This window comes from Streptomyces aquilus (assembly GCF_003955715.1).
In the GTDB taxonomy this organism is placed as follows: Bacteria; Actinomycetota; Actinomycetes; order Streptomycetales; family Streptomycetaceae; genus Streptomyces; species Streptomyces aquilus.
On record NZ_CP034463.1, the window covers coordinates 5,020,241 to 5,032,859 of the forward strand.

General features: G+C 73.5%; 1 protein-coding gene (only partly in view). It reads right to left on the reverse strand.

Annotation, left to right across the window (positions count from 1 at the left end):
- Positions 1-12,619: the final stretch of a non-ribosomal peptide synthetase gene (locus EJC51_RS23075; protein WP_126272835.1), read on the reverse strand. It continues 15,743 nt past the right edge of the window; 12,619 of the gene's 28,362 nt are visible here — the last part of the coding sequence; the start codon falls outside the window, past its right edge — the gene reads right to left on this strand; its stop codon occupies positions 1-3.

A 12,619-nucleotide genomic window follows, 5' to 3' on the forward strand; every position in this document is an offset into this window, starting at 1 on the left:
CTACCTTTCTGACACGGGCTTGTGGTCCGACGTGGGTTCCGGGGTCACGAGGCGCCGGGCGACCTCCCGGCCGATGGTCTCGGCGTGCGTGCCCCGCAGCATCCCGACGTGGTCGGCGGCGATCTCGATCCCCTCGATGGGCTCGGCGATGTACTGCTCCCAGGTGGAGCGGGCCGCCGCGAGCGACACCTGGGCCAGGTCGCCCTGGGTGGCCAGGAACAGCACCGCGCCACCGCCGAAGCGCCGGGGGGTGTGACCCTGCGCCAGCCGGATCATGTGCTCCTTCGTCTCCTCCACGTTGACCGTGAACGAGTCGGCCGGCGGGCTCATCGCCCCGGGCCCGTCGAGCAGGGCCCGCCCCTCCTGGTCCGCGGCGCCGTCGATCCGGACGAGCGTGCCGTCCACGCCGGCCGCGGCGCCGCCGCCACCGCCATCGTCGCCGTCCTGGCGCGGGCCGTCCTCGTCCCTGCGGTGGTGTCCGCCGGGGTAGCCGTCCAGCAGCGCCAGCAGCGCGACCTCCTGCCCCTGCTCCTCCAGCTCCGCGGCGATGGCCTGGGCCAGCACCGCGCCGAAGGACCAGCCGAGAAGCTGGTACGGCCCCTCGGGCTGCACCGAGCGGATCCGCTCGACGTAGTCGGCCACCAGCTCCGGCACGCTGCCCGGCATCGCCCTGCGGTCGGTGAACCCGGGCGTCTGGAGGCCGTAGACCGGCAGATCCTGCGGCAGGTGGCGCAGCAGCGCGGCGTAGGACCAGGCCAGGCCCGTGCTGTGGTGCAGGCAGAACAACGGCGTCCGGGACCCGCCGCGCTGCAACGCCAGCAGCGCGTCGAGGTCGTCCCGCCGCCGCCCGGCCCGCCGCGGCGCCGTCAGCCCGGCCGCGCCGTCCTGCGCCGCGCGCGGCTGCACCAGCCCGTCCGAGGTCCACGCGGCACGCCGCCCGGTACGCAGCATCAGGTCACCGCCGGGCCCGAAGGGATCGGCGACCAGACTGCCCGCGGTGCGGGCCGGGGCCCCGGCGAAGGCACGGGCCAGCGACGGCCCGGCGACGTACAGATCACCGGCCACACCGACGGGCACCGGCCGCAGCCACTCGTCGAGCACGTAGGCGCGGGCGGTACGGGGCAGGGCGAGGGCGGGGACCAGCGCGGAACCCTCGGCTACGGTTTCCACGACCGCGGTTCCCACAACCGCGCTCCCCACAACTGCCGTACGCCCCCCGCTCAACGCGGCCAGCAGCCCGACGAGCAGCTCGGTGACCGGTGCGGTCGCGTCCAAGTGGATCGTCGCGGCGGCCGACTCGGACGACGGCGACGCCGCCTGACGGTCGATCACCCGGCCGAGCAGGGACCGGTGGTCCACCAGCTCGCCCACCGACGTGCCGTCCGGCGCCTCCGCGGGAAGCAGTACGGCCGGCTGGGACGGCCGCGGATCCGGGAGTACGGCAGGACGGCGCAACCGCCTGCCCGCGGCCCGGATCGCGTCCGCCACCCGCAGCACGGGCACCGCCTCCACCCCGGAGACCTCCGCCCGGCCGCCGCCCCCGGCGCCACCCGACGACACGACGAGCGCGGCCGGCCCCACGCAGCCCAGTCCGGCCGCCGCCGCCAACGGCCCCTCGGCGGCGTCGGGGGCGGCGATCACGCACAGGGCGCCCGACCGCAGCACACCGAGCACGGCGACCGCCCAGTCGGTGCCGGGCCGTACCGCCACCACCACGGTGTCGCCCGCGCCCACCCCGCGCCGGTCCAGCCCCGCGGCGAGCCACGCGGCGGCCCGGTCCAGGGCGCGGCGGCTGAGGGAGCCGTACCGGTCCTGGACGGCCGGCGCGCCCGGCTCGCGGGCCGCGGCCTCGGCGAGCGCCGGGAGCACGGTGCCGTCCGGGACCCTGGCCGCGCCGCGGTTCCAGTCCTCGGTCAGCTGCCGCCGCTCCGACTCGCCGAGCAGGATGTCGAGCTGGCTCAGCCGCAGTTCCGGCTCGGCCGCCACCTGTCCGAGGAGCCGGAGCAGGCGCCGTACGAGAGCGACGGCGGTGGCCCGGTCGAACAGCTCCTCGGCGTAGTCCAGGCTGCCGTCGAGGCCGTCGGGCCCGCCGTCGTCCCGGTGCCGGTCGGTCAGCCGTACCGTCAGATCGAACCCGGACGCCGGGGTGCCGAGGCCGACGAGCGAGGCGTCCAGCCCCGGGACCGCCGGGACGTCCCACTTCGCCGCGGTGTCGTCCCGGACGTCCAGGACCACCTGGACCAGCGGATGCGGGTCACCGGGTGCGGCGTCCGCGACCCCCAGGGCCTCGGCGATCCGCGCGAACGGCACGTCCCGGGACCGCTCCGCCTCCTCGGTGGTCTCCCGGACCCGGCCGAGCATCTCCCGGAACGTCGGGTCGCCCGAGACATCGGTGCGCAGCGGCAGCAGCCCGGCGAACGGGCCCATGACGGCCTCGAGTTCGCCCTCGCCCGTGGGCCGCGGCGCCACCGCGCCGACCACCAGGTCGGTGCCGGCGCCCATCCGGGCGAGCAGCATCGCCAGCCCGGCGTGCACCACGGCGACCGAGGTCACGCCGAGCGTCTGGGCCGTCTCCATCAGCCGGACGTGCACCGGGGCCGGCACCCGCAGCGGCACCGCGCCGGTCCGCCGGGCGGGCCGCGCGGATCGCGGCCGGTCCACGGGAAGCGTGATCGCGGCCGGCGCGTCCGCCAGCGCCTCCTTCCAGTACGCGAGCTGATCACCGGCCACGCTCTCCGCCGTCTCCGCGTCGGAGTCCGCGTCCGCGTCCGCGAGCAGCCGGCTCTCCCAGACCGCGTAGTCGGCGAACTGGAGTGGCAGGGGTGCCCGTTCCGGAGCGCGGCCCTCCCAGCGTGCGCCGTACGCCACGGAGACATCGCGCACGAGAGCGTCACGGGACGCGTCGTCGCCACCGATCCGGTGCAGTACGAGAAGCAGGGCATGGTCGGTGTCGGAGAGCTGGACCAGCGTGGCGGCCCAGGGGGTTTCGCTCGCGAGGTCGAACCGGCGGGCGGCACCGGCGGCCAGTACGGCCGGCAGCTCCCGCTCGGTCGCCGTGACGACCGGGAGTTCCGGGCGGGCCGCGGGGTCGTCGGCGTCCAGGATCCGCTGGACCAGCTCCCCGTCCGCGGTCTCGGCGAACACCGTCCGCAGGATGGCGTGCCGTGCGGCCACGTCCGCCAGCGCCGCCCGCAGCGCGTCCCGGTCGAGTTCCCCGCGCAGCCGCAGGGCGACGGACGACTGAAGGGCCCGCGTCCCCGGATCGGCCGCGGCCCGCCGCCAGACGAACCGCTGTCCGGCCGTCGCCGGCGCCTCGCCCCCCTCGTGGTCGGCCGGCAGCAGCGAGGGACGCGACTTGGTGCCCAGGATGCGTGCCGCGCCAATCGGCGTCGGATCACCGAAGAACTGCTTCAGGTTCAGCTCCGCCCCGATCTCCGACCGCACCCGGCCCGCGAGGTGCATCGCCAGCGCCGAATTGCCGCCCAGATCGAAGAAGTTGCCGTCGGCGGCCACCCGGTCGACGCCCAGCACCCCGGCGAACAGGGTGCACAGCAGCGCCTCGGTCGCGTTCCGGGGCAGGAGACCCGAGCCGTCGCTCTCCGGGTCGGGGACGGGCAGCGCGGCCCGGTCGACCTTGCCGTTGACCGTCAGCGGCAGCGCGTCGAGGACGACCACGGCCGAGGGGACCATGTAGTCCGGGAGCCGCGTCGCCGCGAACTCCCGCAACCTCGCGGGCTCAGGGGCCGCGGTCGCGGGGTCCTCCGGGAGGACGTACCCGACGATGCGCGGCCGGCCCGGGCGGTCCTCACGCACGACCGCGATGGCCGTCTTCACCTCCGGATGCGCGGCCAACGCGGCCTCGACCTCGCCGAGTTCGACCCGGAAGCCACGGATCTTGACCTGCTCGTCGGCACGACCGACGAAGGCCAGCTGCCCGTCAGCCGTCCAACGGGCCAGGTCACCGGAGCGGTACATCCGGCCACCGTCACCGAAGGGGCAGGCCACGAACCGCTCCGCCGTCAGATCGGGACGGTTGACATAACCGCGCGCCAGGCCGTCTCCCGCGATATAGAGCTCGCCTGTCACACCCACCGGGACGGGACGGAGAGAGGCATCGAGGACGTAGGTGCGGACATTCCCCAGGGGGCGGCCGATGGCGGGCGGGGCGTCCTCGCCCGTGATGCCGGCCTCCAGCAGTACGGCGGTGGTGATGACGGTCGCTTCAGTGGGGCCGTAGGTGTTCCAAACCCGCGCACCCTCACGCCACTTGGCCGCCAGACCGGCCTCCAACCGCTCAGCGCCCAACACCCAGTTACCGATCCCGGACACCATCTCCGGCTCCAGCGCGCCGAGGAGAGAGGGCACCACACTCGCGGTGCTCACTCCGGCCGCCTCGATCATGCGCGCCAGCGCCGCCGCGTCCAGCCGTTCGTCGGCCGAGGCGATCGCCAACGTGCCCCCGGCAGCGAGGGTGACCGCCACGTCCAGCACGGCCGCGTCGAAGCTGAACGACGCGAATTGCAGGGCTGTGACGCCCGGTTCGACCCCGAGGACCGAACGCATCACCGACGCCAGGTTGGCCACCGAGGCATGCGCCACGGCCACGCCCTTCGGACGCCCCGTCGACCCCGACGTATAGATGACATAGGCCAGTTGATCGCCACCGACCTCCGGCAGCACACCGACGTCACTGCCCAACTCGTCCAGCAGAACGGTGTCGACCTCCGCGGACAGACGGTCCGCGGTCTCGGCCGTCACCAGCACCAGCTCGGCGTCGCTGTCGGCGGCCATGAACACCAGCCGCTCAGACGGGTATTCGGGGTCCAGCGGGACGTACGCGCCACCGGCCTTCCACACCGCCAGCATCGCCACGACCGCCTCCGCCCCACGCGGCAGGCACAGGCCGACCCGGGACTCCCGGCCCACACCGCGCGCCACCAGCCCACGCGCCAGCGCATCCGAGCGCGCATCCACCTCGGCGTAGGACAGCCCCTGCCCGCCAGACCACAGCGCGACCGTCTCCGGCGCCCTGGCCGCACCGGCGCGGAACCGCTCCAGCACGGTCGACGTGTCCACCTGCTGGTCAGAGGCGTTCCAGCCCTCGACGACCGCGGAGCGCTCACCCTCCTCCAGTACCTCCACGGCGCTCAGCCGCAGCTGCGGATCGGCCGCGACCTGCTCCAGCACCCGCACCAGCCGCCCGGCCAGCGCACGGACCGTCGCCTCGTCGAACAGATCGGCCGCGTACAGGATCCCGCCGCCCATACCGGCCGGGACTCCCTGCTCGGACCACCGCTCTCCCAGAGAGAAGGAGAGGTCGAAGCGGGCCGCGGGGTCCTCCGCCGGCGGGATCTGCTCGACCGTCAGCCCTTCGAGGTCCCACTGCGCCTCGGGCACGTTCTGGAGGGCCAGCATCACCTGGAACAGCGGGCTGCGGGCCGCCGAGCGGGTCGGGTTCAGCTCGTCGACGAGCTTGTCGAACGGCACGTCCTGATAGGCGTACGCCGAGAGGTCGGTCTCCCGGACGCGCGCCAGCAGATCCCCGAAGGTGGGGTCACCGGACGCGTCGGAGCGCAGGACAAGGGTGTTGACGAAGAACCCGGCCAGCCCCTCCAGTTGCAGATCCGAGCGCCCCGCGACCGGGGTGCCGACGCAGACGTCCTCCCCGGCACCCATCCGGGCCAGCAGCACCACCAGCGCCGCGTGCACGACCATGAACATCGTCGCCCCGCCCCGCGCGGCCAGCTCCGTCAGCCGGGCATGCGTCTCCGCGTCCACCCGCACCGGCACCTGACCGCTGCGGAACGACGGCATCGCCGGACGCGGCCGGTCGAACGGCAGCACCGTCTCCTGCGGCGCGCCCTCCAACACCCGGCGCCAGTAAGCGATCTGCCCCGCTCCGGCGCTCTCCGGGTCGTCCAGCTCGCCGAGCACCTCGCGCTGCCACAGCGCGTAGTCCGCGTACTGGACGGGGAGCGGCTCCCATCCCGGTTCGGCACCCGAAAGCCGTGCGCGATAGGCGGCCTGGAGGTCGTTCGCCAGCACGCCCATCGACCAGCCGTCGGAGGCGATGTGGTGGGCCACCAGCAGCAGGCCCCATTCGGTCTCGGAGATCCTCAGGAGGGAGGCCCGCCACGGCAGGTCGACCCGTACGTCGAAGCCGCGCCCGATCTCCTCCTGCATCAGCTCGTGCCAGCGTTCGCCGGCCTCGACCACCACCAGCTCGGGACGCCCTTCGGCGCCCTCGCGGATCTCCTGGTACGGCACCCCCTCCACGTCCGGGAAGACCGTGCGCAGGCTCTCGTGCCGGTCGGCGATGTCCCACAGCGCCGCCCGCAGGGCCTCGGTGTCGACGGTGCCGGTCAGGCGCAGCGCGAAGGGGAGGTTGTAGGCGGATGCCCCGGCCCCGTCGGTCTCGGCGCCCTCGATGCGGTTGAGGAACCACATCCGCTGCTGGGCGAAGGACAGGGGTACGCGCTCGGGGCGTTCCCGGCGCGAAAGCATCACGCCCGCCGACGCCCCGGCGGTGTCGACCAGCCGCGCGACACCGGCCACGGTCGGCTCGGCGAACACCTCACGGACCCCGACCGACGCCTCCAGCACCGAGCGGATGCGGGCGATCAGCCGCATCACCTTCAGCGAGTCACCGCCCAGCTCGAAGAAACTCTCCTCCGCACCGACGCTCTCCAATTCCAGCACCTCGGCGAACAGAGCGGCCAGCGCCTCCTCGGTCGGAGTCGCAGGCGCACGGCCACCGTCCACCGCGCGCTCCGGCTCGGGCAGCGCGGCACGGTCGATCTTGCCGTTGACGGTCAGCGGCAGGGCGTCGAGCAGCACGAGGGCGGACGGCACCATGTAGTCGGGCAGCCGGCCGGCGGCGAACTCCCGTACCGCGTCCGTCCGCGGCTCACGCCCGGCCGCGGGCAGCACGTACCCGATCAGCCGTTCGTCGCGTACGACCGCGATGGCCGTCCTCACCTCCGGGTGGGCGGCCAACGCGGCCTCCACCTCGCCGAGTTCGACCCGGAAGCCACGGATCTTCACCTGCTCGTCGACGCGGCCCACGAACTCCAGTCGCCCGTCGGCCATCCAGCGCGCCAGGTCGCCGGTGCGGTACATCCGGCCGCCGTCCGCATCGAACGGGCACGCCACGAACCGCTCCGCCGTCAGGTCGGGGCGTCCGATGTAACCGCGGGCCAGTCCGTCGCCGGCGATGTACAGCTCGCCGGCGACCCCTACCGGCACCGGCCGCAGATAGGCGTCCAGGACATGGGTCCGGACGTTCTCCAGGGGGCGTCCGATGGGCGGCGGCGCGTCCTGGGCGGTGAGGCCCTTCGGCAGCAGCGTCGCCGTGGTGATGACGGTGGCCTCGGTCGGGCCGTAGGTGTTCCACACCCTGGACCGCGCCCGCCACTTGGCGGCCAGACCGGCCTCCAGCCGCTCGGCGCCCAGCACCCAGGTGCCGATCCCGGCGACCGCCTCCGGCTCCAGCACCCCGAGCAGCGACGGGACGACGCTCGCGACCTCGACCCCGCAGGTCTCCACCAGTTCGGCCAGGGCGGCGGGGTCCAGCCGCTCCTCGGCCGACGCGATGGTCAACGTACCGCCGGCGGCGAGCGTGACTGCGACGTCCAGGACGGACGCGTCGAAGCTGAACGACGCGAACTGCAAGGCCGTCACCCCCGGTTCGACGCCCAGCACCGGACGCATGGCGGTGGCCAGGTTCGCCACCGGGGCGTGCGCCACGGCGACACCCTTCGGGCGGCCCGTCGAACCCGACGTATAGATGACGTACGCCAGCTGGTCGGCACCGACCTCCGGCAAGTCACCGGAGCCGTCCGCGAGTTCGTCGAGGCGGACGGTGGCGATGTCCTCCGGCAGCCGGTCGGCGGTCTCGTCCGAGACCAGCACCAGCTGCGCCGCGCTGTCGGTCACCATGTAGGCCAGCCGGTCGGAGGGGTACTCCGGGTCCAGCGGCACGTACGCGCCACCGGCCTTCCACACCGCCAGGATCGCCACGACCATCTCGGCCCCGCGCGGCAGGCACAGGCCAACCCGGGACTCCGCGCCCACGCCCCGCGCCACCAGCCCACGCGCCAGCGCATCCGACCGCGCTTCCACGTCCGCGTAGGTCAGCGACCGGTCGAGGGAGCGCAGCGCCACCGCCGTCGGCGTCAGCGCGGCCCACTCGCGGAACCGTTCCACGACCGTGCTGACGTCGTCCGCGTCGCGGGCCGTGGCGTTCCACTCCGCCACGACCGTGGCCCGCTCGGCCTCGTCCAGCACCTCCACGGCGCTCAGCCGCAGTTCCGGATCGGCCGCGACCTGCTCCAGCACCCGGGCGAGCCGCTCGGCCAGCCGGCGCACGGTCTCCTCGTCGAACAGGTCGGCCGCGAACAGGATGCCGCCACGCATGCCCTCCGGCTCGCCCGCGGCGGTGTGGAACTCGTTCAGCGCCACCGACAGGTCGAAGCGTGCGGCCGGATCGGACGCGGGCGGTATCTCCTCGACCGCCAGCCCCTGGAGATCCCACTGCGCCTTCGGCACGTTCTGGAGCGCCAGCATCACCTGGAACAGCGGGTTGCGGGCGGCGGAACGCGCCACGCCCAGCTCGTCGACCAGCCGCTCGAACGGCACGTCCTGGTGCGCGTACGCCGAGAGGTCGGTCTCCCTGATCCGCGCCAGCAGATCCCCGAAGGTGGGGTCACCGGACGCGTCGGAGCGCAGGACAAGGGTGTTGACGAAGAACCCGGCCAGCCCCTCCAACTGCACATCGGACCGCCCCGCGACCGGCGTACCGACGCAGACGTCCTCCCCCGCGCCCATCCGGGCCAGCAGCACCACCAGCGCGGCGTGCACGACCATGAACATCGTCGTCCCGCCCCGCGCGGCCAGCTCCGTCAGCCGGGCATGCGTCTCCGCGTCCACCCCGACCGGCACCGACCCACTGCGGATCGACGGCGCCGCCGGACGCGGCCGGTCGAAGGGCAGCACCGTCTCCTGCGGCGCCCCCTCCAGCACCCCCCGCCAGTACTCGATCTGCGCGGACCCCGCACCCGTCCCGTCGTCGTCCAAGTCGCCCAGCACCTCCCGCTGCCACAGCGCGTAATCGGCGTACTGCACGGGGAGCGGCTCCCACTCCGGCGCCGCCCCGCCAAGACGGGCGCGATAGGCGCCCTGAAGGTCGCGGGCGAGGACGCCCATCGACCAGGCGTCGGTCGCGATGTGATGCGCGACCAGCAGCAGCACCCAGTCCGCGTCGGAGACCTTCAGCAGAGTGGTCCGCCACGGCAGATCAGCCCGGACGTCGAAGCCACGCTCGGCCTCCTCCCGCATGAGCGCGCGCCAGCGTTCGCCGGCTTCGATGACCTGGAGCTGGGGGCGGCCTGCGGCTCCCTCGCGGATCTCCTGGTACGGCACGCCCTCGATGTCCGGGAAGACGGTGCGCAGGGTCTCGTGCCGGTCGGCGATGTCTCCCAGCGCCGCCCGCAGGGCCTCGGTGTCGAGGGTGCCGGTCAGGCGCAGCGCGAAGGGCATGTTGTAGGCGGACGCCCCGGTCTCGTCCATCCGGTTCAGGAACCACATCCGCTGCTGGGCGAAGGACAGCGGTACGCGCTCGGGGCGTTCCCGGCGGGCCAGCACGACGCCGGTCGACGCGGCGGCGGTGTCGACCAGCCGCGCGACACCGGCCACGGTCGGGTCCGCGAAGACCTCCCGGACTCCGACCGACACCTCCAGCACGGAACGGACACGGGCGATCAGCCGCATCACCTTCAGCGAGTCGCCGCCGAGCTCGAAGAAGCTCTCCTCCGCACCGACGCTCTCCAGGTCCAGCACCTCGGCGAACAGAGCGGCCAGCGCCTCCTCGGTCGGAGTCGCAGGCGCACGACCGCCGCTCGCGCCGAGGTCGGGGGCGGGGAGGGCGGCACGGTTGATCTTGCCGTTGGCAGTGAGCGGGAAGGCGTCCAGGACGACGACCGTCGACGGGACCATGTACTCCGGCAGCCGGATGGCCGCGCTCGCCCGTACGTTCTCGGCGTCCGCGTCCCCGACGACATAGCCGACCAGACGGCCGTCCCGGACCAGTGCCACGGCTCGCTCGACCTGTGGGTGGGCGGCGAGTACGGCCTCGACCTCGCCGAGTTCGACCCGGAAGCCACGGATCTTGACCTGCTCGTCGGCACGACCGACGAAGGCCAGCTGCCCGTCTGGCGTCCAGCGGGCCAGGTCGCCGGTACGGTACATCCGGCCACCGTCCGCATCGAACGGGCAGGCGATGAAGCGTTCCGCCGTCAAGTCCGGGCGGTTGACATAACCCCGGGCCAGACCGTCCCCCGCGATGTACAGCTCACCCGTCACACCCACGGGCACAGGGCGGAGGAAGGCATCCAGCACGTAGGTGCGGACGTTCCCGAGAGGGCGGCCGATGGCGGGCGGGGCGTCCTCGCCCGTGATGCCCGCCTCCAGCAGTACGGCGGTGGTGATGACGGTCGCCTCGGTGGGCCCGTAGGTGTTCCAAACCCGGGCACCCTCACGCCACTTGGCCGCCAGGCCGGCCTCCAGCCGCTCAGCGCCCAGCACCCAGTTGCCGATCCCGGAGACCGTGTCCGGCTCCAGCGCGCCGAGGAGGGAAGGCACGACGCTGGCCGTGTTCACTCCGGCCGCCTCGATCATGCGTGCCAGCGCCGCCGCGTCCAGCCGCTCTTCGGCCGAGGCAATCGCCAACGTGCCCCCGGCGGCCAGCGTGACGGCCACGTCCAGCACCGCCGCGTCGAAGCTGAACGACGCGAACTGCAACGCCGTGACACCCGGCTCGACGCCGAGCACGGGACGCATCACCGACGCCAGGTTGGCCACGGAAGCGTGCGCCACGGCCACACCCTTTGGACGCCCCGTCGACCCCGACGTATAGATGACATAGGCCAGTTGGTCGGCAGTGACCTTCGGCAGATCGCCGACGTCACTGCCCAACTCGTCCAGCAGAACGGTGTCGACCTCCGCGGACAGGCGGTCCGCGGTCTCGGCCGTCACCAGCACCAGCTCGGCGTCACTGTCCGCGGCCATGAACACCAGCCGCTCAGACGGGTATTCGGGGTCCAGCGGGACGTACGCCCCACCGGCCTTCCACACCGCAAGCATCCCCACGACCGCCTCCGCCCCGCGCGGCAAGCACAGCCCCACCCGGGACTCCCGCCCCACACCGCGCGCCACCAGCCCACGCGCCAGCGCATCGGAGCGGGCGTCGACCTCGGCGTACGACCAGGCCCGGCCTTCCGCCCACAGTGCGGCTGCCTCGGGTGTCCTGGCCGCACCGGCACGGAAACGCTCCAGCACAGTCGAGGTGTCGACCTCGCTCGCCGTGGCGTTCCACTGCTCCACGACCGCCGCCCGCTCGGACTCCTCCAGCACCTCTACGGCGCTCAGCCGCAGCTCCGGATCGGCCGCGACCTGCTCCAGCACCCGCACCAGCCGTTCCGCGAGCCGGCCGACCGTCTGCTCGTCGAACAGATCGGCGGCGTAGAGGATCGCGCCCCGCAGACCATCGACCGAGCCGTTGTCCGAGCGGCGCTCGCTCAGCGTCAGGGAGAGGTCGAAGCGGGCCGGGGGGTCCTCCGCCGGCGGGATCTGCTCGACGCTCAGCCCTTCCAGTTCCCAGTGCGCCTCGGGCACGTTCTGGAGGGCCAGCATCACCTGGAACAGCGGATTGCGGGCGGCGGAACGGGCCGGGTTCAGCTCGTCGACGAGCCGCTCGAACGGCACGTCCTGGTGCGCGTACGCGGAGAGGTCGGTCTCCCTGATCCGCGCCAGCAGATCCCCGAAGGTGGGGTCACCGGACGCGTCGGAGCGGAGGACAAGGGTGTTGACGAAGAAGCCAGCCAGGTCCTCCAGTTGGGAGTCGGAGCGCCCGGCGACCGGGGTGCCGACGCAGATGTCCTCTCCGGCGCCCATCCGGGCCAGCAGCACCACCAGCGCGGCGTGCACGACCATGAACATCGTCGCGCCGCCCTGCGCGGCCAGGTCGGCAAGTCGGGCGTGCGTCTGCGTGTCGACGTCCAGCGGAACCGACCCACTACGGAACGACGGCACCGCCGGACGCGGCCGGTCGAACGGCAGCACCGTCTCCTGCGGCGCCCCCTCCAACGCCCGTCGCCAGTGGGCGATCTGTCCCGCCCCCGCGCTGTCGGGGTCGTCCAGCTCGCCGAGCACCTCGCGCTGCCACAGCGCGTAGTCCGCGTACTGCACGGGGAGCGGCTCCCACTCCGGGGCCGCCCCGGCAAGGCGGGCGCGATAGGCGCCCTGGACGTCGCGGGCGAGGACGCCCATCGACCAGGCGTCGGAGGCGATGTGGTGAGCCACCAGCAGCAGCACCCAGTCCGAGTCGGAGACCTTCAGCAGCGTGGTCCGCCACGGCAGCTCGACCGCCAGATCGAAGCAGCGCTCGGCCTCGCCCCGCATGGCGTCCCGCCACTGCTCGCCGGCTTCGATGACCTGGAGCTGGGGGCGGCCTGCGGCTCCCTCGCGGATCTCCTGGTACGGCACGCCCTCGATGTCCGGGAAGACCGTGCGCAGGCTCTCGTGCCGGTCGGCGATGTCCCACAGCGCCGCTTGGAGGGCCTCG